Genomic DNA, 24,850 nt, shown 5'->3' with positions numbered 1-24,850 from the left:
CTGTCCCCTCTGTGGCGATCGCCAATCCCTGAAGGGACTCCCTTACAATGGCAAGGGTACAAAACTTTTTCTGACCCTGACGACTTTGTTTGACCAAGAATGCCTCCTCTTTGATCCGGTAACACCAACGGCCAACGCAATCCCCCTGGTTTTCGCCTTTCCCAATACCTACACCGTGGGGATTACGAGCTTGGGCTATCAACTGGTGTGGGCAAAATTTAGCCAGCGGCCCGATGTGGATGTGCGTCGCCTGTTTACGGATTTAGAGGAAAAACTGCCGTCCCAGCCAGAAATTGTGGGCTTTTCTTTTTCTTGGGAACTGGATTACACAAATCTTTTTAGCCTTCTGGAGCAGCTAAAAATTCCGTTACGGGCAGCCGAGCGTGGCGAGCAGCATCCCCTCGTGTTTGGTGGTGGGTCGGTGTTGAGTGCCAATCCAGAACCCTTTGCGGACTTTTTCGATGTGATCCTCCTGGGGGACGGGGAAAATCTCCTGGATGAATTTATCGATCAATACCAAGGGGTACGCCAAGGCGATCGCCAAACCAAATTACGCCACCTCGCCCAAACGCCGGGGATCTATGTGCCCAGTCTGTACGAAGTAACCTACCAGGAGCCAACGGGGGCCATTGAAACCATTGAACCCAAATATGCCGATGTGCCTCCCAGCGTCGAAAAACAGACCTACCGGGGGAATACCCTCTCGGCCTCGACGGTGGTCACAGAACAAGCCGCCTGGGAAAACATCTACATGGTAGAAGTGGTGCGCAGTTGCCCGGAGATGTGCCGCTTTTGTCTCGCCAGCTATGTCACCTTGCCTTTTCGGACGGCTAATTTAGAGCAGTCATTGATCCCAGCCATTGAGCGGGGCCTTAAAGTTACGGATCGCCTCGGTTTGCTCGGGGCTTCTGTGACCCAACACCCGGAATTTGAGCAACTATTAGACTATCTTTCTCAACCCCAATATGCCGATGTGCGCCTGAGTATTGCCTCGGTACGGACAAACACCGTCACGGAAAAATTGGCCCGGACCCTCGCCGCCCGGGATACCCGTTCGATCACCATTGCCGTAGAAAGTGGTTCTGAACGGCTCCGGGAAATTGTGAATAAAAAGCTCACCAATGACGAAATTATTACAGCGGCAGTAAATGCGAAGGCAGGCGGCCTTAAGGGGATTAAATTCTACGGGATGGTGGGCATTCCTGGGGAAGAAATGGCCGATGTAGAAGCAACTGTGGCGATGATGAAGGCCGTCAAAAAAGCGGCCCCAGGCTTGCGCTTAACCCTGGGTTGTAGCACCTTTGTGCCTAAGGCCCACACGCCTTTCCAGTGGTTTGGGGTGAACCCAGCGGCGAAGAAACGGCTGCAACTCCTCCAGAAACAGCTCCGTTCCCAGGGGATGGAATTCCGGCCAGAAAGCTATAACTGGTCAGTGATTCAGGGGTTGCTTTCCCGGGGCGATCGCCGCCTATCACGATTACTCGAACTGACCCGTGACTATGGCGATACCCTCGGTAGCTACAAGCGGGCTTTTAAAGACCTCAAAGGACAAATTCCTCCCTTAGAATTTTATGTCCACCAGGATTGGCCGACGACCCAGGTGCTCCCCTGGCAGCATCTACAGACTGCGATCCCCAAGGCCACCATCGAGAAGCATTTCCAAACGGCGGCGGTGCCGCTCCAGGTTTAACCCGATCTAAAACTGAAACAAGTCGGCGATCGCCTGTTGAGGATCCGGCTGTTTCACGAGGGATTCCCCAATGAGAACGGCCTTGGCTCCGGCCTCTCTGACAAACCGGAGATCAAGGGGGGTATGTAGGCCCGATTCACTGACAACGCGGACCCCCTTAGCCTGGAGTTCAGCACGACGACTTTCCAGCAACATGGTGGTTGTTTCCAAATCGACAGAAAAATCTTCGAGGTTACGGTTATTGATCCCCACGAGGCTGACCCCCTCGATGGCGAGGACGCGATCCAGTTCAGCGAGGGTATGCACTTCCACCAGGGCCGTCATCCCTAAGCTGCGGATAATTTTGACGAAATAGGCAAGGTCTTGGTCACTGAGGATCGCAGCAATCAGCAGAACGGCGTCAGCACCGTGGCTGCGGGCCTTAAAAATTTGATAAGGATAAATAATAAATTCTTTGCAGAGCAAGGGGAGATCCACCGCATCGCGCACGAGGCTCAGGTTTTCGAAGCTCCCCTGGAAAAACTTGTTATCGGTGAGGACTGAGAGGCAACTGGCTCCCCCGGCGGCATAACTTTTGGCGATCGCCACTGGGTCAAAATCTTCCCGAATTACCCCCTTACTGGGAGAGGCTTTTTTCACTTCGGCGATGAGTGCAGGTTGGGTCTTCCCATGGACTAAGGCCCCTAGAAAATCTTTTGCCGGTGGCACCTTCGTCACCCGTTGGCGCAGCTCCAGGAGAGAAACCTTATCGCGCAGCTGTTCCACTTCTTTTTCTTTATGCCAAACAATTTCCTCCAGGATATGCTGGGGTTTGGCATCGGGCACCGCCACTTGGTACTGCAAGATGCTGACGTTAACGGGACGGCTGGGGTGGAGACGACGGATTTGCACAGTCATAGGAATTGCTGGGGATGAAAAAGCAACCCCTAGGGGCTGCTCCTGTCAAAAACAAAGGGTAATTTACGCGAAAAGCAGTAGAGATAAAGACTTATTTCTTCGTTTGCATGTTGCGGAGTTGGTTCAGGGCAGCCGCAGCAATGTTAAAGATTGCCCAAGAGCCAGCGATGATTACAGGAGCTAAAACAACAACAACTCGCCAATCCATGGTTTGATTCCTCTCAGTTAAAAAATGATGATAAACAAAGTTTTTCAATTCTATACTAATAACCCATTAAGCTCCTTTTTCCAAGGCTTGTAAGAAGATCCCCAGGGGGGTGTCGGGCCGGGGCGATCGCCGCTCAAAATCGAGCAAAAGACCAGGGATCGGTTAGGGTAAATGGAGCAATTTTTCTGGAATTTAGGTGTGGTAATGGTCGCTTTGCAACAGTGGTTTACCCTGATGATCGCCCAATGGCTGATCCTTTGGCCCTGGCTTTTTGTGGGGGGATGTCTCTCGACGGTGGCCCTGATTTTTGCGCCCCGTCCCTGGTGGGAGAAAGTCCTCCCCCAAAGCACCTGGTTGCAATTACTGGCTGGCCTTGGCCTCGGTCTTATCCTGCCCCTAGGTCAGGCTGGAGGACTGCCCCTTATGCGACGGCTACTGTGGCAATCCGGGTCCTCGGTGGTGGCGATCGCCTTTTGGTTGAGCACCGTTTCCCTGAGTCCCTTTGTGCTGGCTAAATTTTGGCAGCAGTTATCTGGGCGGGGAGGACTCCTGTTGTTCTATGGCAGCCTGAGCCTGGGGATCTTGCTTTTGATTGCCAGTATTTTTATGTTGGCGCGTCAGCAACGCAGTTACCAACAGGGGGATCTAGAAACTTTTTTGTATCCGGCGATCGCCCGTCCCAGTTCCCACCGAATTCCCAACGCCCAACCAGAAACCCTTTCGCCACCGAGTAAACTGACAATCCTGCCCACTTCTCGTCGGTTTCGATCCCTCATGGCGAGCCAAAACCTCATGCAAGAACTGCTGGAATGGTCGGTCTGGCTTTTGATCGCCTGTGGCATGATGGCCTGCGGTCAAGTTCTGTTCCCCCTAGAAACATTACTCAGCCACGGCATGACGGGTCTATTTGGCGCGGGGATCTTGTACGCTATTCAACCGACGCAAATGGCGGCGATCGCTGATCTGATTTTGGGGAGTCGTAGCCCTGGTGTTGCCCTTGGCTTTCTCCTGACTGGAACTTTCTTCAATGGCATCACTCTGATTCTTTTAATCAATGTCGTCCGCTGGCGGGCCTATGTTTATCTCAGTCTGCTTTTGGGGTTAACCCTCCTGGCCCTGGATCTATGGCTGAATTTTTATGTTTTTTAATCTTTTGTAAGTGCTTACTTTTAGTGGCCCAAAGAAAAATCACGTTCCCCCGGATCTCCCGATTTGGGTGATATCTTTAGAGACAAGAAGCGAAGCGCTTCTCCTGGCAGATTAAACAGCTTAATCTAAACAATAGAAAAAAGAGGTGAAAACGCTGTTCCAAACTACGTCTGTCCATCCATATCCAAAAGCAATAATCCTCACGAACATTCGCTATTTTCCAGAGTGCTGAACAGGGGAGTTTGATCAAGGCTAGTTCTTTGGCAGCTCCAAGATTTTCTGAAATAGATTCGGAAAACAAGCTTGAGTATTCGGACTGGATTCTTGTTTTTGTCATGAACTCTCTGTTACACATTCGTTTATCAACTGCACATTCTCTAAGCTCACAGTTTGTGGGCTTTTTTTGTGGGTAGAAAGCCGAGGGCAGATCAATTTATGGTTTGTAGCAGCGCACCCGGAGATTTTCTTTTATCTTTAAGGGTGCATTCTTTTGAGATTTTTGCGGCGTAATCCATGGCCTACCCCTCGATTCATCCTGACACCATCGAAGAAATTCGCGCCAAGGTTGATATTACTGAGGTGGTATCTGATTATGTGGTGCTCAAAAAGCGGGGCAAGGATTTACTGGGGCTTTGTCCGTTCCACGATGAGAAGACACCGAGTTTTACGGTGAGTCCGACGAAGCAGTTTTATCACTGTTTTGGTTGTGGGGCGGGGGGCAATGCGATCAAGTTTTTGATGGAGATTAATAAGTCTCCCTTTGCCCAGGTGGTGCTGGACTTGGCCCAACGGTATCAAGTCCCGGTCAAAACCCTCGAACCGGAACAGCACCAAGAGATCCAGCGGGAACTCTCTCTGAAGGAGCAGCTCTATGAAATTGTGGCGATCGCCAATGATTTTTATCAATATTCCCTGCGGCAACCGGAAGGAAAAACGGCGCTAGATTATGTCCGCGAGCAACGGCAATTAACGGAAGCAACGATTCAAAACTTCGGTCTGGGCTATGCACCAGGGGGCTGGGATACGCTCTACCACTACCTTGTGGAACAAAAACGCTACCCCATCGAATTGGTCGAAAAAGCAGGCTTGATTAAACCGCGCCAGTCGGGGAACGGCCATTATGATCAATTCCGCGATCGCCTGATGATCCCGATCTACGATGTCCAGGGCCGGGCGATCGCCTTTGGTAGCCGTACCCTAAGCAACGAAGAACCGAAGTATCTCAATTCCCCGGAAACCCCTTTATTTGACAAGGGCCGGACGCTTTTTGCCCTCGACAAAGCGAAGGGGGCGATCGCCAAACGAGATGCTGCCGTAGTCGTCGAAGGTTATTTTGATGCGATCGCCCTCCATGGGGCCGGGTTTGACCATACGGTGGCTTCCCTTGGCACTGCCTTTACCCAGGGGCAAATTAAACAACTGCTGCGCTACACCGACTCCAAGCAAATTATTTTCAACTTTGATGCAGACAAGGCGGGGATCAAGGCAACCCAACGTACCCTCACCGAAATTGAACCGCTCATTTACAGCGGCCAGGCCCAGGTACGGATTCTCAATCTCCCTGGGGGGAAGGATGCGGACGAGTTTTTGCAAACAGACCAAGGCCCAGAACAGTACCAAACCGCCCTCGAAACAGCTCCCCTCTGGCTCGACTGGCAACTGGATCAAATTTTGCTGGGCCAAGATGTCACCCAAGCCGACCAATTCCAAGGGGTGATCAAGCAAATCGTTCGCCTGATTGCCAAAATTGATAATCCCAGTTTTCGGAGCCACTACATCGCCAAGGCCAGTGAACTCATTAACCACGAAGATTCCCACTACAAAAAACAATTGGAAGCAACCCTCCTAACCCAGGTGAACCGTTTCCGCAAAGCCCAAGCCCGGAACCCGGCGGCGACCCCAGACGTGCAACCAGAGGCGATCGCCATTTCCTCCCAAACCATTGCCCTCGCCCAGGCCGAAGAATTGCTGCTGCGGATTTATCTCCACAGTCCGGCCCAGCGTCACCCCATCGAAGCACGCCTTGCCGAAAAGGAAGTGATGTTTAGCCTGTCCCACCACCGTTGGCTTTGGCAACAAATCCTTGAAACCCCTTTAGAAATTAAGCAAAACCATGTCCATAATCAATTGTTGGGCCGGATGCTCGATATTTTGACCCACCACCCCGAACGGATGCACAGTCTTGGCTCTCTGCTCTACCTCACTGAAACCACCGAAATCGATGTGCGCCGGGCCACCTTGAATATCCATGCGGCGATCGCCACCCTTGAACACGTCAATTGGACTCAACATCGCCGCTATTGCCAGGAAAAATGGCAGGGCCTTGATCCCCAACACCCGGATTTTGCCTATTACCTACGGGAATTTGAACAGGCCGACCGCAAACTGAAGGCGATCGCCCAGGAACGGCAATTTTCCCACCTAGAGATTCTCCACCACGAAACATAACTCGCCCCATTCCCACAATGGAAAGAACAGAAACTGATACCATGAGAGCTTGCAGATAGCCATGCTTTTATATCCTAAATTTTATGAGTACCCCATCCGGTCTAATTGCGCCCCACGGTGGCCAATTAATTAACCGCATCGCCTCCGACGCCGAGAAGCAAGAATTCCTCGCCCAGGGCGATCGCCTCCCCCGCATTACCCTCGATGCCCGCGCCCAATCCGATTTAGAAATGATCGCCATCGGTGGCTTCAGTCCCCTCAAGGGCTTCATGGAGCAAAAAGACTACGAACTCGTGGTCGAAGAAATGCACCTCAGCAACGGCCTGCCCTGGTCTGTGCCCGTCACCCTTTCCGTGTCTGAAGAAATTGCCGATCCCCTCAAAGAAGGCAATTGGGTACGCCTCGATGATGCTAATGGTCGCTTTATCGGTGTCCTCGAACTCACCGAAAAATACCACTACAACAAAGCCCACGAAGCGATCAACGTCTACCGCACCGACGAAGAAAAGCATCCCGGTGTCAAAGTCGTCTACGAACAGGGAGCCGTAAACCTTGCTGGCCCCGTCTGGTTACTCGAACGGGATGACCATCCCCTTTTCCCCAAATATCAAATTGATCCTGCCGCTTCCCGGGCGGCCTTCCAAGCGCGGGGCTGGACAACCGTCGTCGGCTTCCAAACCCGGAACCCGATCCACCGCGCCCACGAATACATCATCAAATGTGCCCTCGAAACCGTTGATGGTTTATTCCTCCATCCCCTCGTTGGCGCGACCAAGAGTGATGATATTCCCGCTGATGTGCGGATGCGCTGCTACGAAATCATGCTGGAGAATTACTTCCCCCAAGAGCGCGTGATTTTGGCGATTAATCCTTCGGCGATGCGCTATGCTGGCCCCCGTGAGGCGATCTTCCACGCTCTGATCCGGAAAAACTATGGTTGTACCCATTTCATCGTGGGTCGTGATCATGCCGGTGTTGGTGATTACTATGGCACCTATGACGCCCAAAAGATCTTTGAAGAGTTTGACCCCCAGGCTCTTGGGATCACGCCGATGAAATTTGAGCACGCCTTCTTCTGTAAGAAAACAGAACAGATGGCGACCTCCAAAACCAGTCCTAGCGGCCCCGAAGACCGGATTCACCTCTCTGGTACCAAAGTGCGGGAAATGCTCCGTCGTGGGGAATTACCACCGCCACAATTCTCTCGCCCCCTCGTCGCGGCTGAACTCGCAAAAGCAATGCACGATTAATTGCTGAATTGCTAATTTTTTAAGAAAAAACAAAACCTCCTTTTCGTTGCGATTAGGAGGCTTTTTTGGGGGTCATGCCGAGATACGTGTAAAAAAGTGCAAGTAGAGTTTATAACCCTTGCTACAAGTAGGTTTCAGGCACTAATCGACAATTTCTTGATGAGGTGTTCTATAGAGGGGACAAAATCGATGTTTCACAGATAAGAATCAAGCTATGCCGAGATACGGATAAAAGTTTCCCTAGATGCTGAAATGCTTACAGAGCAAAGTCATCAGGAATAATAAACGGAAGAGAAAAAGCCTCTTCAAGTGCCGGTGGAGTTTGCCCGAGATCAGCCACAAAGTCACCATAGCGTCGTAGATTCTTGGTGAGATAAGGACTCATAATGGCCACATCTTCGGGTGTGACGGTATAACCCTGGGTACAGAGCTCCCGAATGACCTGTGAGATATCAACGGCATTATGCAGAATGACAGCAGCAGAGACTAATTCGAGATATTTGAGTTGTTTTTCCTGGGCATCAGCATCATTTTCTGTAATGACCCCTTCCTTGCCAAAGAAAAGCCAATCAAGAAACCGGTGAAAAGATTCCACCTTGTTAGTACAGTCATTAATCTGTCGTCTGAGGTGACGCTCAGAGATATAGCGCAGTAGAAACAGAGTGCGAATGACTTGCCCAAGGGCCTTAAAAGCTTGATACAGGCGGTTTTTGCGGCTGTAACTACCTAACTTCCTCAGGATGGTGGAAGGCATTAATTTGCCCGCACGGATCGATAGTACAACACGCATGAGATCCTGCCAATGGGTTTGGATTAGCCCCCATTGAGCAACATCGGTGAACAATGGGTCAATGTAGTCGTAAACCACCTCACTATCCGGTCGAAAGAAGCTGTAGTCTTGCCAAGAGCGAATACGGGGCATGAGTTCAATGCCTAATAAATGGGCCAGGGCAAAGACGGGAGTCGATTGCCCTTGGGTATCGGCATGGAGGGTATCAGGTTGAAGAGCCGAAGTATTTTTGAGCAAGCCATCCAGGATATAGACCGCTTCCCAGACGCCACAACTGATGAAATGAGTGAACAGGGCAATGTAATTGTCACAGACATGGTGATAGGCAATGCCCCCATAGCCTTTGTAGCGTAGATGATACTCCGCCATCAGATTATTATCGTAGACCTCAAACTTGCTGCCATCCGCCGCAGCTCGTTTGCCAGTGCCCCAACAATTGGGCAACTTCAACTGGGAGTAAGCTTGGATGATATCGCGAATGGCATCCTCAATTTTTTCAGTACTGATATGTCGCGAATGAATGTAGGAGAGCTGATGGGCCGAGAGCAAGCCTCGGGTATGGCGAGCAGTTTCATTGGGGCCAAGATTACACCCATAGCCAAAAGTGGTGAAAATATAGCGTTCAACTGGCTCATCTAGCTTAGGCTCTGACCCGGACAGGGGGCCAAAATGGCGCGTCCAATTAACCCAGTGCTGCACATTGCAGAGAATATCAAGAACTGAGCGCTCTGGCAGACGCTGATGGATGGTATGCTCCAGCCGCAGTGCTGATGGGGAGCTGGGTGCCGCCTTCAGCCGCTTGAGCACTGGTTTCCCCTCTTTAGAGATCGTCACCTGGGTACCATCTTTGCAAATGGTATCCACCGCTGCTGCCACCTGGCTGAGCTGACTTTTGAGCTGTTCGACAAAGGCTTCAGCAGTATTGGGGATACCCGTTTCTTGAGAGTATTCCGCCAACAAATTTTGGCATTCTTCCCAAGGGAGGAGCTGTTCGCGGAAATCAGCATAGGATTCTGACCCCATGACACAGATATCGCCGGTTTTGAGCTCGGTGGCCAGATAGCTGAACAGACAAACCTCCAGTTGCTGTCGCACTAAAACGGTTTCCTCGTCCCGTTCCACAACCACCAATTTACGCCAATTCTCGCTGATGAAGTTCAGCTCTAACTCAGCAGGAAGATAGGCGGCACGCTTATCTTCATAGGTTTGGAGAAATTCTAAGGCAGTGAACAGCGATTGTTCTGCTGAAGTTGGGCGGAGCTCTAACAGACGCAATAAATCAAACATCGCTTTACGGTGCCGTGAATAAAACTGCCAGGCCAAGGGCAGATGATTATTGGTGTTGTAAGTTGTGAGCTCCTTGCATTGGGTCAGCAAATTGGTGGTGCCGCCATGGGTATTTAATATAGCTTGCACGGCTTTGCCTAATTGGGCTTCGTCTTCAGCGTTGTCGGCTGATTCCGCCAAGACTTCAGCAAAGATGCCCAACATTATTTCCGTTTGCCTGAGATGTTGTTCCCGTAACTCAAGTAATCTCTGCTTGGCAGCGTTATGAATTTTGCCCATACGCTGCACAAACATATCAGCCAAATGGTCGCGGGTCTTAACCTGAGCACGGTGGAGTAGACATAGCAACAAGGAGCGCCGTTTCGGCAGTCGCATATCCTTGAATTCCCCGGCATCGAGGGCTCTGGCTTGGGCAGCGAACGCCTTCGCCTTGGCCGGGGCAATATCCTTGAGTTTTTCCTGAGCATCCCCGAAACCCATGAGGCGCTCCAAGGTGTTTTGAAGTTCCCATAGATGGGAAAGGGAAGGACGTTTGGGTGAAGCTTTGAGAAGATTTAGGGTGACTGGCAACTTCTCGGGAGTATCCCCTTGAGGGTCTTGATTTTCCATTGCTTCGTCTGTCGCCTCTTCAGTATGAATCAAGCGATCCAAATAGGCACAATCATCAGCGCTGAGGCTATCGGCGAGCTGCTCCCAAAGCTTCTGATTCGTTGCCGCACGGACATGACGCACCAAACGGTCAAGGGTACTAAAAGCCGGCAGCTCAAAGCCTCGCTCACTCAACTCCTCCAAAGCTCCATTGATTAAATCTGCTGGGTCATCCCGAATGAGAGCAAGCTTTTCAACTACCGTTATTGCTAATTGCTCCCCCTGGGGACGATAAGAAACAATATTTAGGTGACCCCGGATCTGTTCTTGATACAACCGCCAGGAACGCTTGGCTGGCATTCCGGAAAGGGATGCTGGGAGTTTGAGATGGCTGCGAATATATCGGATGACCCTTTTTGGGACGTCCTTGGGGGCAGGGAAATAGTGCGTTGCTTGGAATATTTTGAGGGTTACCAACCAGCTCAATAGCCCTGCCTGGGTGCGAACATGGGGGCGAGCCCAAGCGAGCTCCTCCTCCGTTGGTCTGTATCGTTCCTCCAATTCCTTGGTGCTGGGAGTCCTGGAGATTTTGGGATAAGCCGTTCGCTCAATAACCGTCATTGTCAAGCTTCTGGGCTGTTTGGCCCGCTTTATGTCATTATTTGCAGCCGCAGAGTATAGCCCATACTCACAACCAAATGGCTTAATTGGTCCAAAGTGATAAAAATCTTGAATAACCTGTAGTACTAAGTAGTCGCCATATATTTAATAATCTATAGTTTTTGAAATGCTTTTTTTGCTATATATTTAGCGCGCTCAGATGTAACTTTTTGATAGCGTAGGGTGGTCTCAATTTTTTCATGGCCCATCAGTGCTCTTAACTCTTCAATCCCCATTAAGCCAACCCGTTCAGTGGCAAAGGTATGTCGTAGGTCATGTAGCCGGAGCCCCCTCAATAGAGGATTTTGATTCGTTAATGTTCGCCAGCGGTGGTAGGCCGTCGAATAGCTTAGCCTGGTGACATGACCGCTCATTGGCTGTTTCGCTGTAAATAGAGCAGAGTGACCTGAAAAACGATAGTACTTGCGATATTTCTCTAGGAGTTGAGCGGCTTCATCATTGTAAAAACACCATCGCTGTTTGTTGCCTTTGCCAAGCACCTGGAACTTCTGACTTCCCCAATCCATATCACTCTCATCTAAAGCGAGTACTTCGGAAATTCTTGCCCCACTACAATGCAGGAGTTTGACCAAAGTATACAAACGATTGTCAGACCTGAGCTGTTGGTAGAGCACTGTCAGCTGTTCTGTCGTCAAGTAATGAATCGTCTGATCTGATTGATGTTCTCCTTTTTCAGGATTGGGCTTACGGCGGCGCAAACCCGCCAATGGATTGACACGGATATAACCTTGCTCCACTGCAAAATTGAATAGTGCCTGTAAAATCGCTTGATGTCTATGATGGGTGGTGTAGCTCAGGTTTTTTCGGTCATTCAGGTACTCACCAATACTTTCGCGATCTAATAGCTCTATCGGCCATCGACCATATTGTTTCAGCACGGGTAGTAATGTTGATTCGTAGGAACGCACGGTACTTGGGGCTAGACCTGGGCGATCTAAAAACTCGGTTGCTACTTTTGCAAGGGAGACAGACATACTCTTATTTTCTCGGCCTAGGTCATTTAAAAAGTAGTCGAATAGAATATTTCTAATCCATACTCTTTTCTATATTTTGACATCTACTTCTGATTCTGAAAAAATACCTCTCTCCGATGAGTCCATCGCTCATTATCTTTTGCGGATACGCCGTTTACTCGGTCTTTCCCAACAGGACGTGGCGAGTAAGGCTCGGATACATGTTCAAAGCCTTGGCAAGATTGAACGTGGCCAAACCAACACGCTCCATGACAAGACACTCAACGGTCTTGCCTATGCTCTTCAAATTCCAGTTGAGCATTTGGACTCCCTCCAGCGGGGGGGCGCTATCAGCGATGCTACTACTTTCCGCTTTTGTCCCCAATGCTGGACTCCAGGGACACCACCTGAACCTCTATGGATGCATCAACGGGCTCATTTCTGCTTCGAGTGTGGCTCTCCTCTTCGTTCCCGTTGTCACAGTTGCCAAGAACCAATCTCCTCTCTCAGACATCGTTTTTGCCCCCTTTGTGGAACGCCTTATAAGGAAATTGTCGATTAGTGCCTGAAACCTACTCATAGCAAGGTTTCTAGAATCTACTTGCACTTTTTTACACGTATCTCGGCATGACCCCTTTTGTACTTAAAGCTGCTGTTAAATATCGAGATCATCCATATTCAGTTTGGGGGCATTCATCTCAATAAATTCTCGACGGGGCGCGACGCGATCGCCCATGAGCACCGTAAAGATTCGATCCGCTTCGGCAGCATCTTCGATCTCAACCCGTTTGAGGGTACGACTTTCTGGGTTCATGGTGGTATCCCAAAGCTGCTGGGGCATCATTTCCCCTAGACCCTTAAAGCGTTGGATATTATATTTCGCGTTGTCGGGGAGCTGACGGATTTGATCTTGCAGTTCGCGATCGCTGTAGCAATACACATGATTTTTCCCCCGTTCCAATTTGTAGAGGGGCGGGCAAGCGATGTAAATATAGCCTTGGTCTACCAGTTCCCGCTGGTAGCGATAGAAGAAGGTCAGTAACAACGTCCGAATGTGCGCCCCATCCACATCCGCGTCGGTCATAATCACCACCCGATGGTAACGGAGTTTTTCGGGGTTAAATTCTTCCCCTTTAATCCCCATCCCCAGTGCTGTAATCAAAGACTGAATTTCGTTATTTTTATAAATCTTGGCGTCGTCGGTTTTCTCAATATTGAGGATTTTCCCCCGCAGCGGCAAAATCGCTTGGAAGGCGCGATCGCGGCCCTGTTTGGCACTACCACCCGCAGAATCCCCCTCTACCAAGTAAATCTCAGTCTTAGCCGGATCCCGTTCACTACAATCCGCCAATTTACCGGGGAGCAACGAAGATTCTAAAACAGATTTACGGCGCACCAATTCCCGCGCCCGCCGTGCCGCTTCTGCCGCCTTAAAGGCTTGGATTGCCTTTTCTAAAATTGAATCAACGACATTTAAATTAAATTCAAAATATTCCGTCAGCACCTCACCCACAAAGGAATCAACAATCCCCCGCACTTCTGAGTTGCCGAGCTTTGTTTTCGTTTGCCCTTCAAATTCTGGATCGGGCACCTTCACCGAAATCACAGCAGTTAGGCCTTCGCGAATATTTTCCCCGGCTAGATTCGAATCATTATCCTTGAGCTTATTGCGTTTCCGCGCCACGGTATTCATGGTTCGGGTGAGTACGCTTTTTAACCCTTCAAGGTGTGTCCCCCCGTCAATGGTGCGAATGTTATTCGCAAAGCCCAATAGGTTGTCGCTATAGGCATCAGTACACCATTGCAAGGCCACTTCTAGTTGAACACCGTTCTTTTCCCCGGTGACATAGATAATTTCTTCGTGGAGGGGCGATTTTTCGCGGTTCATGTAGGCGACATATTCTTTGATGCCCCCTTCATAAAAATAGGTATTACTGGCTTGCTTTTCTGAGCGGTGATCCGTAAAGACGATTTTGACACCAGCATTTAAGTATGCGAGCTCCCGTAGGCGTCCAGCGAGGGTATTGTAATCAAAAACGGTGGTTTCGGTAAAAATTTTCGCATCGGGCAAAAAGCAAACGGACGTTCCCGATAAATGCTGTGGGGCCGGGGCTTCGGTGAGTTCGCCTTGGGGGACACCTCGTTCGTACCGTTGTTTGTAGGTGGTTTCGTTGCGCCAAACGGTCACTTCGACCCATTCTGATAGGGCATTGACCACGGAAACCCCTACCCCGTGCAGACCACCGGAGACTTTATAGCCGCCCGCGCCAAATTTGCCCCCTGCGTGGAGGACGGTCATCACGGTTTCGAGGGCTGATTTCCCGGTACTGGGGTGCACATCAACAGGAATACCACGTCCGTTGTCAGTGACGGTGACGGAGCCATCGGCATTAATCTCAACGCTAATTTCTGTGCAGTAGCCGGCCAGGGCTTCATCGACGGAGTTATCAACAACTTCATAAACGAGGTGATGTAAGCCACGGGGACCAGTGGTGCCGATGTACATTCCGGGACGTTTGCGGACAGGTTCTAATCCTTCGAGAACCTGGATCTGCTGGGCACTGTAATTACTGGTCATGGACGAACTCCGAATTTTGGGCGTAAAAACTCTGTAGCCTGTTTTTGGGTTAAATCAGGCAAAAATTATACCATAAAAGGCTTCTGGGGGGAGCAGGCTAAATCTGCGGCAGGATTTACCAAGGGGGTGGAGCGGCGGTTTTGCAGCAAAAAAATATATATGCAAACTAAGCAAAAAATGAACTCGGGGCGATCGCCATAAAAAGACTCAATGGAGCGGAGAAAAATTAGTACGTCTATTTCACAATTTTAGCGCAGGGGCGGGGGATCAGAAAAAATGTTTGGGGGGTTAGAAAATATTGAGATGCTGGGGTTGTTCGGCGGCGGCAATGAGGCGATCGCAGCCGGATTGGGGGGCAGCCCAGCGGTAATGACATTCCTTTGGGTTACCCCAGCAGAGGGCGAGGTAAAATTCACCATGACCCACGTCTAATTCAGCCCATTCTGCGAGTTGACTCGCCCGCTCTAACTCCGCAAAAGTCAGGGGAGAAAGTTGATGATCGACTAACTGCCAGAGGTTTAAGCCAGCGGTGATGTGGTGCCAAAAGTCGAGAACATTGGGTTTTGCCGCCCGGAGAATCGCTTTATCGCTGTCAATGGCAATCAGTTGTTGGTGAATTTCCGGCAGGTGCAGCTGGCGATCGCCCACAGTGATTTCCCGCCAGACGATGCCGGAAACATTATTTTCCCGTTGGTATTGATGAATCTGTTGGGTAAAGTCCTGGCAGGCAAACACTTTTCCCAGTTGGTCTTGATCGAGGGCCATGGTCACGATCGGCACTCCTACCCGCGCATCTGGTGAGAGCAAAAGGCGATCGCCCCGGAGGGTTGCCTTTAACTCTTGGTTGAGGATTTCAATTAAATCTTGGGTACTGTAGACCATGGCTTTGCGGTGGTCGCTTTCTTTTAACGATAACCTGCCCAGGGACTCACTTCGATCACGCCATTGGTTTGAAAGACCACATTAACCTGGGTCAGCGGTTCAGTGGGCAAGATTGTTTCGCCAGGGACAATGCCCGCCGCCGCTGGTTCCACTAGGGCGGGGAGGGGCGTTTGATCAAGGGCTGTTTTCGCGGCGTTGTTGTCGGCGACCACGAGGGCGATCGCCCCATCATTGGTGACTCCTAGGGTATAGGCCAGGGTTTGGGGAATGGTGGTATTTTCTCGATCAAATTCGGTGGCGATGTTGTCCTTGACCTGTTGGATCAATTGGCGGAGGGCATCCCCTTCCACTTCGCGGGAGTCAAAATCCAATTCGCTAGAACTTTGAAAACCGTCCCAGGGGCTTACTTCCAAGACATTCCCCGTAAAATTCACCCGAAATTGGGCCATGGCCTGCTCGTTGGTGATCGCCGCCACTTCTGGGGTATAACCCAACTCATTTAAAGCCGTTATCCCCGTCGTCATCTCAGCGCCATCTAAAGGTTGCACCCCCAAAAGACGACCATCAGTGCCGAGGGCCAAGCGATAAGAGGCATTATCTGTCGTATTTCGCTCCGTCCAAGCCGAGTCCAGGGTGCCATAGAGATAAGCCTGCATTAACTGCAGATCGCGATCTGTGGCAATGGTGGGCAAGGTTTCACCCAGTTGATCAAACTCGGCTTCCGTCCAGAGGGCCGTATCCGGCAAAGCTTCGCTGGCGAGCTGTTCTGTCTCCTGCCCAGAACCGATCTGTTCACTGTCAGTACGTGTTTTTTCTGGCGCTGGTACGAAGAATAAAGCAAAAGCTGTTAGGGCTAACCCACTGACGCCAACCAGGGGCGGCACCGCCCGATCTGCAAAGGATTCCTCCGGTACGCAATGGCGGCGACTCAGGGGCGTGAGGGGTAAAACAAAATCCGGTAGAGTCAAACTATCGGCCAGGAATTGATCAATGGCTTCCGTCAAATCAAATAACTCCGCCGTCGTTAATTCGAGGGTTTCGGCGGCGCTGCCATCGGGTTGTTGCCAATGGAGATGGTGGGTATAGGTTGCCGTTGCTGTTTCCAAGCGAACCTGGCCCTTTGCATCGAGGACTTCGGGGGGACGTTGGAGACCGCTTAAAATGCCCTGGGCATATTCACTCACAGCTTGGACGAGGTGATCAAAGAAAATTTTCCCGCCGCTGAGTACTTTCTGGGAGGTGGTAAAACGGCATTCTACATTGGAAAGAATGCTCAGGGTGTCGAGGAGTTTGCCACTACCATCGTCGAATCCTTCGAGGGTGAGGGTGCAGTTGGGGAGGTTGTATTGGCGATGAATATTCATGGTAATTGTTTAGCTCACTTCTCCATCAAAGAGGCTGACCCATAGCCGTTGGGTGCCAACGGTGCCTGTGCAAAACAACAGCTTTTCGAGGAGGGCGATCGCCAGTTCGTTTAAATCTTGTTTTGACTGGTTGTAGAGTGTAACACGGACACGTCGAGGATTCATCCGGCTCCGGAAATGGGCGCGAAACCTTTCTAGGTATTCAGAAAGACGGAAATGACTGTCGAGGGGGAGATTCCGTTCCCGGAGGTGCTGGGCGGCGGGTAGGAGTTGTCGTAACAGGGCCAGTAAATTCTTCGCGCGATCGCCAATGATCAAAACTAATGCCTTGGCTTCTGTGGGGGTCAGGTGGCCATGGGTGTGAGACCGTCGCCAGGGGTTGGTGCGCCGCAGTCGCCAGAGGACGACCCGATTCGGGATAATCTCCGTCAATTCTAGTTTTTGGGCAGAGCGCAGCATTAGTTCTGAACCGCCCAATTCCAACGCTTCTAGGGCCAAGAGGAGCAGGTCAATTTGCTGTTGGGCCCGGCGCGGAAAAACTTTTCCCTCCGGCAATAGATCCGGCAGATTTTGCAACAGGTAGGGTTGTCCTGGGGATACCGATGGGGAACTAGGATTGGGCATTACGCTCACAGAATCATTCATACTCTCAGAAAAACAAACTTGGTTCGCTGCAAACCCACGACGGGAGATGATCGCTATCTATCGCCATGCCATCAATGAGGCTCAAACCCGATCATACGCGATGATCAGAGGTCTCACACCAGGGCAATGGATTGTTCTCAATCAGTTTACCCCACAAGACCCGTCGTCCCAGCGAAAAAATTCCGGGCGATCACCCCTTTAAACTTCTGGTTGGTCTCCACTGATCAGCACAAAGGGCTGCACAATTAATGTCGCAAATACTAGGGTCTGGGTTGCTTGGTTCCAGCGTTCTAGTTCTTCTTTTGTGGGCTTACGCACTAGGCCACCGCTCATCCACTTGCCCACTAGGGCAGCATTATCCGTGGCGATCGCCTCTCCCACCTGTAACAGATCTAAGGAAGGATGTACCACAATCAGCGCATCACGGGCCGCATGGGGCGCGAGGTCATGCCACTCACTGTCGCCAAAATTGGACTGGAGTTGTTTAAGCAGATCTGACATTAAAAAAATAATGAAATTAAGGGCAACGGTTAAGGTTTACTGGATTTTGGGGTTTTTGACAATTATCCAGGGCCACTCGAAAAAGATTTGGTGAGACTGTTGACGCTTCCGAAAAATTGGTGTTATATTTCTAAAGGCTTAAACGCAATGGGGTGTCGCCAAGCGGTAAGGCATCGGATTTTGGTTCCGACATTCCCAGGTTCGAATCCTGGCACCCCAGTAAAATCATCAACTTCAAACAATCTCTGAACCTTGTTGCCCACGGCGCTATGTATCTGCAGGGTTTCAGAGAACGATGTTGGGAAGATCGTGGCGATCGCCCAGTAAAGAAAATTCTTACCCCAGTTTTACAGCGGTTCCAGTGGCCGTGATCAGCAGCAGAACGCCTTTGTCGTCGATATTGATCGTGCCCGTGTCCATGCTCAGGCCAATTACCGCATCGGCACCGCGTTTTTGGGCATTGCTTTCTAGCTCCCGCAGTGCTTCCTGATGACCTTTTTCAAAGATACGCTCGTAACTAGCAGTGCGGCCGCCAATCATGTCTCGGATGCCCGCAAAGAAATCCCGGAGGGCGTTGGTGCCATAGACTACTTCAGCGGTGACGACACCTTGATAACTGGTGATGGTTGCCCCTTCGATGGTGTTGGTAGTGGTGAGAATCATATTTTTCTATGGGTATTAGTGCAACAGAAATTTAGCGAGTTCAATTGGTAGGAGAAAGATTGTAGAACTCTTTCTTTTCGAGGATTGGGTAACTTTTGCCCATGGCTTTATCAAAGGCTTTCTCGGCGGCTGCCACTTCCTCTGGGGAAACGACTTTCCGTAGGGCTTGGCTCGACCAAGACACAACGACAGTAAGCTGATCGGGGTGGTCAGCAGCTTGCCAGATTTCTTTGCGCACAAAGGCAGGCGATCGCCGATCAATTGGGTTCCAGATTTCCAGTTCCTTTTCGATGAATTTTGCCTGGTCGGCCTGGGGAACGGCAAAGGTTAACCATTCCACCACGGGAGCATCGCTCAGAGGTGCCGCCAGACTTGCGTTTTGTCCGAGACCGAAAATTAAAGCGAAGACTAAGGCGATCGCCCCGAACCATTTACCCATCGGATCCGCTACTCCTGATTGAAACTGTTCTCTGCTATTTTACTCCTCTCCCAAAATGCGAATCCGCACACTACTCTCGCCGGAATCATCTAAATCGACTTCTAAAACCTCGCCACTCAAGGCATCTAGGGTGCCCAGCATCGACCGTAGATAGGGATTGCTCGCCCCCGTATCCACATAAAGGCGATCGGCTAATTTTCCTAGGCGCTTCCAGGTGGTAAAGAGTTTCACCACACATTGCTCCATTTGGGTGGCCTGTTTCACCAGATCAGCGGCGGTACCCAGACAATCCAAACGTAGGGCTTCTTCGAGGGCCATTTCTAGGTCAATGTTCGCCTTGCGGAGGGTCTGCACCTGGGCGGCGGCATCGATATATTTTGCTAGACTTTTCGCCTCCCGGGTCATGGCTTTGACGGTGTCGGTGTTGGGGGCTTCGCGGATTTCCTCTTGGATTGCCGTGACATGGGCTTCTGGCAATTTCTCTAATTCCTTCACCAGGGGCGAAAGAAACCGACTGGGGAGCGCACCGCTGGCGGCCTGTTCTTTCACTTCATCGGGGAGCAGCTCCGAGCTCATACTCGTCCATTCGTCGGCCAGTTGTTTTACTTCCCGTCTGGTGATGCGATCGCCTTTTTGGGCGGCATCGGCAACGAGTTTTTGAATTTCTGGGGCTGATTTTGCCGTTTCGACAAAGGCATTTTTACTGAAATTGTTAATGCTGTTGGGGTCGAGTTGTCCTTCGGCGAGGAGGGTATCGGCACTGTTGGCCAGTTCAATGAGGCCGTAGGCTTGACTTTTGCTAATCTCTCGCTGTTTGAGCCAGTTTAAAAAGCCTGTCCCGCGCCCGTCGCCGCCACGTTTTTCTCGATCCCGCACGGCCCGCATAATCCGGCCCCGCCAAATGTCTGTTTGCAGATCAAAGCGATCGCAAATTTGCCAGACCCGCTCAATCTGGGTATCAAATTCCGCATCGTGGAGTTGGTCATCCTCAGGATCCGGCAGCTCCAAGTTAAAATCAACGTCCGTATTCAAAGCGGCGGCCAGGTCAGCGGCAGAAACGTCGGTCAGGGTGGTCATAGGGGCGATCGCCTTCAGAAACGACATAGAAGTAAAACTATAGCTCTCGCTAAGCCCCACTGATTTTAGTGGGAATTCTCTCCCCCGACAAGGCGCATCCCCAGGGGAACAAAGACCATGATTTAGGGTGGAATACGTTAATCTAGTCCTGAGAAAAGAGCCAACATTTGCGCCCATTGGGTACGCGAAACAACTGTTATGAGTCAATCTGTGTTTACTCCCAACTCCATTCTGTCCCCCACTGCGAAGGTCAATACTCCTGAGGGAAATGGCTGGCAGGATTTTTTTCAGGAAACGGTGGCCCTCACCCAACGGCTGGTGATTCAATTACAGCGACGCCCAACGACCCTAATCGCTGGCATTATCCAACCGTTTATGTGGCTGATTTTATTCGGTGCCCTATTTTATAAAGCGCCCCAAGGACTGTTTGGGAATGATATTAACTATGCCCAATTCCTCGCCCCAGGGATTATTGTGTTTACGGCCTTTTCCGGGGCATTGAATGCAGGTTTACCGGTGATGTTTGACCGGGAATTTGGCTTTTTAAATCGACTGCTAGTGGCTCCTTTAGCGACGCGCTACTCCATCGTGGCGGCCTCAACGATTTACATTATGGGTCTGACCTTGATTCAAACGGCGGTGATTGTCGGGGCCAGTGCTTTCTTGGGGGCGGGTTTACCCAGTGCCTTGGGTCTCGGGGCGATCGCCTTGGTGGTGTTCTTGATTGTGTTGGCGGTAACGGCCCTCAGTTTAGGTTTGGCTTTTGCGCTGCCGGGACATATTGAACTGATTGCGGTAATTTTTGTGGTGAATTTACCCCTGCTGTTTGCCAGTACCGCTTTAGCGCCCTTAGATTTCATGGCGAACTGGTTACAGATTGTCGCGAGCTTAAACCCCTTGACCTATGCCATTGAGCCGATTCGCTATCTCTATATGCACAGTGATTGGACATGGCAGAGTGTGGTTTTTAGTGCACCTTGGGGAGATTTAAACTTTGGGGCAGTGCTTGGAATTTTGACGGTTTTTGGGGCGATCGCCTTGGCAACCATCCAACCGCTCCTTAAACGTCGTTTGGGCTAATTTTTACAAAAATTCCACTAAAAAAGGAACGGATCGCCGTTCCCAAATATTTTTAAAACTTTTACTTGACCAGGGAGAACCTAAGCCAGTTGATCCTTGGTCTTTTTACGTTTCGTCCAGCGGTAGACAATGAAACCACAGAGACCGAGGGCCAGGAAAATCATGATCGGACTGTGAAGAATCATCGACACAATAATCGTTAAACCAGACAAAATCGCCGCCACAATGAACGTTGCAAAACCTGTGGCGGTGCGGGTCAAATCCCCTAAAAACGGAATGATATCCAGCACAACACCGAGGGGTTCGACGACTAAATTTAAGCCAATCCACATTAATAAAAAGCCCCCGAACCGTAGGCCCCAGGTGATCAGCTTATGTCGGTTTGCTAAGTTGGCGATCGCCTGGTCACGGGTACCGGGAAAGAGTCGATAAAACGTCACATTTTTTGGGCCTTGGTAGGGCGTGAGCTGGTTGCCGTTGCCCAAGTCCCCAAACACCGTTGCTTGAATATTTTTATTTAGGGCTTGATAACTGAGCCGCAGATCGCCAATTTCTGGACTGCCGAGGCTACCTGTCCCAAAAAATAAGTAACTGCCGTTGAGTTTGTTTTTTGATTCTGCTGGGATCTGGGCTGCCGTTAAATTAACGGGCTGGTTGATGGGAAACGTTAGCTGATTGACATCCAGTTGATAGTCCCCCACTTGGGCTTGGGAAACCCGCAGGTCTTGGCTCTCGATGCTTTTTTCGGGGTTGTAATGGCCGGTTGGATTCTTAAACCGTGAGGAATCATCCGGATTTTCAGCCCATTCTTTGGCGTAAGTATAGGTCGTTGTTTTCGTTTCTGAACCCCCTGCATTTTTCTTGGTGGTGGTGCGGCTATTCTCTTCCCAGGCATACATTTCTGTTTTGCGCCTGAGGGCAATGTATTCACCGGGTTCTAAGTAGGGGCGATCGCCGAGGGTTTCTGGGCTGCTGAGGTTGCCTGTGATCGACACAAAACTATTGGCCTTTACCGTAGCAGTGCCGGTGGCGGGAATTTCTGTGGCCGTGGCCGCAATTTTCGAGAGGTCTACCCGGCCTTCATTCCAGTAGAGCACCCCAAAGGACGCTAAAAAGAGAACGATACCCAGGAAAATCCCCACAATGGAATTGCCGAGGCGCTGAAAATACCCCGTTGTTTTTTGTTCAACAAATTGGTCACTCATTGGCTTTGGAACCGTACAAAACATTTCCCTTCGATCCACTTCAACCGAGGGAAAACTTCCGTTTGATCGGTGAATCGAAGGTGCCTTTAGGATATAACTTGGCCCCCGATTTTTTGGACTTTGTGACGCTTCTCAATCATCCTTAACGTTTTTCTTCACTGCCTCGTGAAATTTTTGCTTTTCGTGAATAAATAGACGGCATCTCAGTAGCTTGATCTGGGCGATCGCATAGGATAGGATTTAGCTTTTGCGGAACCTCCCTCGGCTCTTGGGGATTGGTGGCAGGTTCAAAAAAATTGTCTAAGCGAGGATAAACACAACATGGAAGACAAACATATGCTGATGATTCCCGGCCCGACCCCTGTGCCGGAGCAGGTTTTGCTAGCAATGGCCAAACACCCTATCGGTCACCGGAGCGCCCAGTTTAGCGAAATCATGGCCGAGGTCACGGCACAACTCAAATGGCTCTTCCAAACCAAAAACGATGTGTATTGCCTCGCCGCCAGCGGTACCGGCGCCATGGAAGCGGGTTTGATCAACTTCATCAATGCGGGCGATAAAGTCCTCGTCGGCGATAACGGCAAGTTTGGTGAACGTTGGGCGATCGTCTGTGAAACCTACGGTATGGACGTCGAAAAGGTGCAAGCCCCCTGGGGTGAAGCCCTCGATCCTGAAGTTTTCCGCGCCAAGCTCGAAGCCGACACTGCCAAAGAAATTAAAGCCGTCGTCGTCACCCACTCAGAAACTTCTACCGGTGTCCTCAACGACCTCGAAACCATCAGCCGCTACGTCAAAGCCCACGGTGCATTAATGATTGTGGATGCCGTTACCAGTTTAGGCGCTTGCAATGTTCCCACTGATGAATGGGGCCTCGATGTGGTCGCCTCTGGTTCCCAGAAAGGCTTTATGATTCCGCCGGGTTTGGGCTTTGTTTCCGTCAGTGATAAAGCTTGGGCTGCCTACGAAACTGCAAAAATTCCCCGCTTCTACTTTGATCTCAAGGCCGCGAAGAAAAATTTAGCGAAAAATACCACCCCCTTTACACCGCCTGTGAATCTAATTTTCGCCCTCCAGGCGGCCCTAGGGATGATGCAACGGGAAGGCTTAGAGAATATTTTTGCTCGCCACCAACGCTTAACCGATGCCACTCGCGCGGCAGTAAAAGCTTTAGGTTTAAAGACTTTCGCCCCCGATGGCAATGCCAGTACAGCGGTGACCGCCGTTGACCCCGCGCCTCTCGGTGCCGAGGATATCCGCAAGGCGATGCGCACAAACTTTGATATCGCCCTCGCTGGCGGCCAGGATGATTACAAAGGGAAAATTTTCCGGATTGGTCACCTAGGCTTTGTCCATGACCGGGATATCATTACGGCGATCGCCGCCCTCGAAGCAACCCTCCAGGGCTTAGGCCACGGTGATTTTGAGGCAGGCGCTGGCGTGAAAGCAGCAGCAACAGTTTTCCAAAACGCTTAAAACATTTGGCTTTCTAAAATTAACTGCAAATTTTCATTTTTCGCCTCTGGTCTACGGTGCTGGGGGCGAATTTTTTTATGGGCTAAATCTTAAATCTGGTTTTGTGAACTTGGGCGCGGCAGTCCCTATCCCTCTTTAGGGTAGGGAAGGATAGCGCGGCTACTGAAGAGAAACGGAAGTAGCCAACCAGTGTGGAAATAATATGCTATAACAGTAGCCACATTGATCACTTAAAAAGAATCAATGCAGCTCAGGTTAATTGAGCCTGGGCAAGGGGTCAGGAACTGGCCTCTTTAGACGCAGAGCTGCCAAGCTCTACCGATTGCGGAAGCATGAGGCAACTAGGAGCGATGAAGCGTCGGAAACTCCATGTCTCTTAGGCTGGAGTAGTTCATGAGGCGATGAACAGCTTCTCCAAAAATGAAGAGCCAAAAATTTTGGCCCATTATGATTTTTCTGCCTTCTCAACCATCGTTGATGTGGGTGGGGGCTACGGGGAGTTGCTCGGCAGCATTTTGGCCAAATACCCCCAGTTGCAGGGCATTTTGTTCGATGAAGATTATGTGGTGGACAATGCCGCACCGACGTTAAACCGCCACGGAGTCGGCGATCGCTGTCAACGGATTGGCGGCAGTTTCTTTCGAACGGTTCCGGCTGGGGGCGATGCCTATTTACTCAAACATATTATTCACGATTGGGGCGATGAGCCGGCGATCGCCATTTTGAAAAATTGTCGAGCAGTGCTACCAGATGACGGCAAAATCTTGATCTGTGAAGCGGTGGTACCAGAGGGTAATGAACCCAGCGGTGCAAAGATGCTCGACATCAATATGCTGGTGATGTGCCCCGGTGGCAAAGAGCGCACTGCGATGGAATTTGAAACCCTGTTGGCGGCGGCGGACTTAAAACTGACGCGCATTGTCAGAACCGCCGAGGAAATTTGTGTCATTGAAGCCTGCAAAGCCTAGAAAATACATTTACCCAATAGGGGATTGGCAGGGC

The 24,850-nt window shown here is 50.6% G+C and carries 21 protein-coding genes and 1 tRNA gene; 9 read left to right on the top strand and 13 right to left on the bottom strand.

Annotated elements, in window-relative coordinates:
• Positions 1-85: 85 nt before the first annotated feature.
• The gene (locus AWQ21_RS06845; RefSeq protein ID WP_065713891.1) at positions 86-1,690 is read left to right on the top strand and encodes a radical SAM protein; all 1,605 of its coding nucleotides are present in this window, start codon (positions 86-88) and stop codon (positions 1,688-1,690) included.
• 6 nt (positions 1,691-1,696) lie between these two features.
• Here AWQ21_RS06845 and trpC read toward each other — a convergent pair whose 3' ends face one another.
• Both trpC and AWQ21_RS06835 read right to left on the bottom strand, forming a co-directional pair.
• Complete coding sequence (gene trpC, locus AWQ21_RS06840; RefSeq protein WP_065715253.1) at positions 1,697-2,581, bottom strand: indole-3-glycerol phosphate synthase TrpC; 885 nt, start codon at positions 2,579-2,581, stop codon at positions 1,697-1,699.
• 97 nt (positions 2,582-2,678) lie between these two features.
• Positions 2,679-2,795 carry a photosystem II protein Y gene (locus tag AWQ21_RS06835; RefSeq protein ID WP_012306966.1) on the bottom strand — a complete coding sequence of 39 codons (117 nt, stop codon included), beginning with the start codon at positions 2,793-2,795 and terminating at the stop codon, positions 2,679-2,681.
• Positions 2,796-2,999: 204 nt separating this feature from the next.
• Between AWQ21_RS06835 and AWQ21_RS06830 the strand changes: the two genes are divergently transcribed.
• The 3 genes from AWQ21_RS06830 (at position 3,000) to sat (ending at position 7,642) form a co-directional block, all read left to right on the top strand.
• Positions 3,000-3,944, top strand: coding sequence for a permease (locus AWQ21_RS06830; RefSeq protein ID WP_198159695.1), 945 nt, complete (start codon positions 3,000-3,002; stop codon positions 3,942-3,944).
• A 513-nt stretch (positions 3,945-4,457) separates the two neighbouring features.
• Positions 4,458-6,392: a DNA primase gene (dnaG, locus tag AWQ21_RS06825; protein ID WP_065713889.1), complete on the top strand. Its 1,935-nt coding sequence runs from the start codon at positions 4,458-4,460 to the stop codon at positions 6,390-6,392.
• A gap of 83 nt (positions 6,393-6,475) precedes the next feature.
• Positions 6,476-7,642: a sulfate adenylyltransferase gene (gene sat / locus AWQ21_RS06820; protein ID WP_065713888.1), complete on the top strand. Its 1,167-nt coding sequence runs from the start codon at positions 6,476-6,478 to the stop codon at positions 7,640-7,642.
• Positions 7,643-7,898: 256 nt separating this feature from the next.
• Here the strand turns inward: sat and AWQ21_RS06815 are convergent, their stop codons facing one another.
• Together AWQ21_RS06815 and AWQ21_RS06810 are read right to left on the bottom strand one after the other, a co-directional pair.
• Positions 7,899-10,928: a Tn3 family transposase gene (locus AWQ21_RS06815; RefSeq protein WP_065713887.1), complete on the bottom strand. Its 3,030-nt coding sequence runs from the start codon at positions 10,926-10,928 to the stop codon at positions 7,899-7,901.
• Between the two features lie 152 nt (positions 10,929-11,080).
• Positions 11,081-11,962 carry a tyrosine-type recombinase/integrase gene (locus AWQ21_RS06810; protein WP_065713886.1) on the bottom strand — a complete coding sequence of 294 codons (882 nt, stop codon included), beginning with the start codon at positions 11,960-11,962 and terminating at the stop codon, positions 11,081-11,083.
• Between the two features lie 76 nt (positions 11,963-12,038).
• On the opposite strand from AWQ21_RS06810, the gene AWQ21_RS06805 reads away from it, so the two are divergent.
• A complete protein-coding gene (locus AWQ21_RS06805) occupies positions 12,039-12,503 on the top strand; it encodes a helix-turn-helix domain-containing protein (protein ID WP_071932272.1) in 465 nt (154 codons plus the stop codon).
• 93 nt (positions 12,504-12,596) lie between these two features.
• Here AWQ21_RS06805 and gyrB read toward each other — a convergent pair whose 3' ends face one another.
• The 5 genes from gyrB to AWQ21_RS06780 all read right to left on the bottom strand — a co-directional run bounded on the left by gyrB (position 12,597) and on the right by AWQ21_RS06780 (position 17,911).
• Positions 12,597-14,519, bottom strand: coding sequence for a DNA topoisomerase (ATP-hydrolyzing) subunit B (gene gyrB, locus AWQ21_RS06800; protein ID WP_065713884.1), 1,923 nt, complete (start codon positions 14,517-14,519; stop codon positions 12,597-12,599).
• Positions 14,520-14,807: 288 nt separating this feature from the next.
• Positions 14,808-15,401, bottom strand: a complete 594-nt coding sequence (locus tag AWQ21_RS06795) for a hypothetical protein (RefSeq protein ID WP_065713883.1) — start codon at positions 15,399-15,401, stop codon at positions 14,808-14,810.
• A 23-nt stretch (positions 15,402-15,424) separates the two neighbouring features.
• A complete protein-coding gene (locus AWQ21_RS06790; RefSeq protein ID WP_065713882.1) occupies positions 15,425-16,765 on the bottom strand; it encodes a DUF4335 domain-containing protein in 1,341 nt (446 codons plus the stop codon).
• A 9-nt stretch (positions 16,766-16,774) separates the two neighbouring features.
• The gene (locus AWQ21_RS06785) at positions 16,775-17,410 is read right to left on the bottom strand and encodes a DUF3038 domain-containing protein (RefSeq protein WP_012306959.1); all 636 of its coding nucleotides are present in this window, start codon (positions 17,408-17,410) and stop codon (positions 16,775-16,777) included.
• A gap of 198 nt (positions 17,411-17,608) precedes the next feature.
• The gene (locus AWQ21_RS06780) at positions 17,609-17,911 is read right to left on the bottom strand and encodes a DUF2288 domain-containing protein (protein ID WP_065713881.1); all 303 of its coding nucleotides are present in this window, start codon (positions 17,909-17,911) and stop codon (positions 17,609-17,611) included.
• A gap of 148 nt (positions 17,912-18,059) precedes the next feature.
• Between AWQ21_RS06780 and AWQ21_RS06775 the strand changes: the two genes are divergently transcribed.
• Positions 18,060-18,131, top strand: a tRNA-Gln gene (locus AWQ21_RS06775).
• Positions 18,132-18,247: 116 nt separating this feature from the next.
• On the opposite strand, the gene AWQ21_RS06770 is transcribed toward AWQ21_RS06775, so the two are convergent.
• From AWQ21_RS06770 to AWQ21_RS06760, 3 genes are read right to left on the bottom strand one after another with little or no spacing between them, the layout of a single operon-like run.
• The gene (locus tag AWQ21_RS06770) at positions 18,248-18,574 is read right to left on the bottom strand and encodes a YbjQ family protein (protein WP_065713880.1); all 327 of its coding nucleotides are present in this window, start codon (positions 18,572-18,574) and stop codon (positions 18,248-18,250) included.
• A gap of 40 nt (positions 18,575-18,614) precedes the next feature.
• On the bottom strand, positions 18,615-19,013 hold the full coding sequence (locus AWQ21_RS06765; protein ID WP_065713879.1) for a TIGR03792 family protein: 399 nt from the start codon (positions 19,011-19,013) through the stop codon (positions 18,615-18,617).
• Positions 19,014-19,052: 39 nt separating this feature from the next.
• On the bottom strand, positions 19,053-20,090 hold the full coding sequence (locus AWQ21_RS06760) for a hypothetical protein (RefSeq protein WP_065713878.1): 1,038 nt from the start codon (positions 20,088-20,090) through the stop codon (positions 19,053-19,055).
• A gap of 198 nt (positions 20,091-20,288) precedes the next feature.
• On the opposite strand from AWQ21_RS06760, the gene AWQ21_RS06755 reads away from it, so the two are divergent.
• Positions 20,289-21,170 (top strand): ABC transporter permease, encoded by an 882-nt coding sequence (locus AWQ21_RS06755; protein ID WP_065713877.1) that lies wholly within the window; start codon positions 20,289-20,291, stop codon positions 21,168-21,170.
• Positions 21,171-21,250: 80 nt separating this feature from the next.
• On the opposite strand, the gene AWQ21_RS06750 is transcribed toward AWQ21_RS06755, so the two are convergent.
• Positions 21,251-22,375 (bottom strand): TMEM43 family protein, encoded by a 1,125-nt coding sequence (locus tag AWQ21_RS06750; RefSeq protein ID WP_065713876.1) that lies wholly within the window; start codon positions 22,373-22,375, stop codon positions 21,251-21,253.
• 321 nt (positions 22,376-22,696) lie between these two features.
• Between AWQ21_RS06750 and AWQ21_RS06745 the strand changes: the two genes are divergently transcribed.
• Together AWQ21_RS06745 and AWQ21_RS06740 are read left to right on the top strand one after the other, a co-directional pair.
• Positions 22,697-23,848 (top strand): alanine--glyoxylate aminotransferase family protein, encoded by a 1,152-nt coding sequence (locus tag AWQ21_RS06745; protein ID WP_065713875.1) that lies wholly within the window; start codon positions 22,697-22,699, stop codon positions 23,846-23,848.
• Between the two features lie 401 nt (positions 23,849-24,249).
• A complete protein-coding gene (locus tag AWQ21_RS06740) occupies positions 24,250-24,816 on the top strand; it encodes a methyltransferase (RefSeq protein WP_232315096.1) in 567 nt (188 codons plus the stop codon).
• Positions 24,817-24,850 lie beyond the last annotated feature (34 nt).

The sequence above is a fragment of the Picosynechococcus sp. PCC 7003 genome, from assembly GCF_001693255.1.
Lineage (GTDB): Bacteria > Cyanobacteriota > Cyanobacteriia > Cyanobacteriales > MRBY01 > MRBY01.
This window is presented reverse-complemented; position numbering and strand designations above follow the sequence as displayed.

What these genes read in the sequence shown, in the direction of transcription:
- AWQ21_RS06835 (WP_012306966.1), bottom strand. Translation starts at nt 2,795, where the DNA reads ATGGATTGGCGAGTTGTTGTTGTTTTAGCTCCTGTAATCATCGCTGGC.
- AWQ21_RS06830 (WP_198159695.1), top strand. Translation starts at nt 3,000, where the DNA reads ATGGTCGCTTTGCAACAGTGGTTTACCCTGATGATCGCCCAATGGCTG.
- dnaG (WP_065713889.1), top strand. Translation starts at nt 4,458, where the DNA reads ATGGCCTACCCCTCGATTCATCCTGACACCATCGAAGAAATTCGCGCC.
- sat (WP_065713888.1), top strand. Translation starts at nt 6,476, where the DNA reads ATGAGTACCCCATCCGGTCTAATTGCGCCCCACGGTGGCCAATTAATT.
- AWQ21_RS06815 (WP_065713887.1), bottom strand. Translation starts at nt 10,928, where the DNA reads ATGACGGTTATTGAGCGAACGGCTTATCCCAAAATCTCCAGGACTCCC.
- AWQ21_RS06810 (WP_065713886.1), bottom strand. Translation starts at nt 11,962, where the DNA reads ATGTCTGTCTCCCTTGCAAAAGTAGCAACCGAGTTTTTAGATCGCCCA.
- gyrB (WP_065713884.1), bottom strand. Translation starts at nt 14,519, where the DNA reads ATGACCAGTAATTACAGTGCCCAGCAGATCCAGGTTCTCGAAGGATTA.
- AWQ21_RS06795 (WP_065713883.1), bottom strand. Translation starts at nt 15,401, where the DNA reads ATGGTCTACAGTACCCAAGATTTAATTGAAATCCTCAACCAAGAGTTA.
- AWQ21_RS06790 (WP_065713882.1), bottom strand. Translation starts at nt 16,765, where the DNA reads ATGAATATTCATCGCCAATACAACCTCCCCAACTGCACCCTCACCCTC.
- AWQ21_RS06785 (WP_012306959.1), bottom strand. Translation starts at nt 17,410, where the DNA reads ATGAATGATTCTGTGAGCGTAATGCCCAATCCTAGTTCCCCATCGGTA.
- AWQ21_RS06780 (WP_065713881.1), bottom strand. Translation starts at nt 17,911, where the DNA reads ATGTCAGATCTGCTTAAACAACTCCAGTCCAATTTTGGCGACAGTGAG.
- AWQ21_RS06770 (WP_065713880.1), bottom strand. Translation starts at nt 18,574, where the DNA reads ATGATTCTCACCACTACCAACACCATCGAAGGGGCAACCATCACCAGT.
- AWQ21_RS06765 (WP_065713879.1), bottom strand. Translation starts at nt 19,013, where the DNA reads ATGGGTAAATGGTTCGGGGCGATCGCCTTAGTCTTCGCTTTAATTTTC.
- AWQ21_RS06760 (WP_065713878.1), bottom strand. Translation starts at nt 20,090, where the DNA reads ATGACCACCCTGACCGACGTTTCTGCCGCTGACCTGGCCGCCGCTTTG.
- AWQ21_RS06755 (WP_065713877.1), top strand. Translation starts at nt 20,289, where the DNA reads ATGAGTCAATCTGTGTTTACTCCCAACTCCATTCTGTCCCCCACTGCG.
- AWQ21_RS06750 (WP_065713876.1), bottom strand. Translation starts at nt 22,375, where the DNA reads ATGAGTGACCAATTTGTTGAACAAAAAACAACGGGGTATTTTCAGCGC.
- AWQ21_RS06745 (WP_065713875.1), top strand. Translation starts at nt 22,697, where the DNA reads ATGGAAGACAAACATATGCTGATGATTCCCGGCCCGACCCCTGTGCCG.
- AWQ21_RS06740 (WP_232315096.1), top strand. Translation starts at nt 24,250, where the DNA reads ATGAACAGCTTCTCCAAAAATGAAGAGCCAAAAATTTTGGCCCATTAT.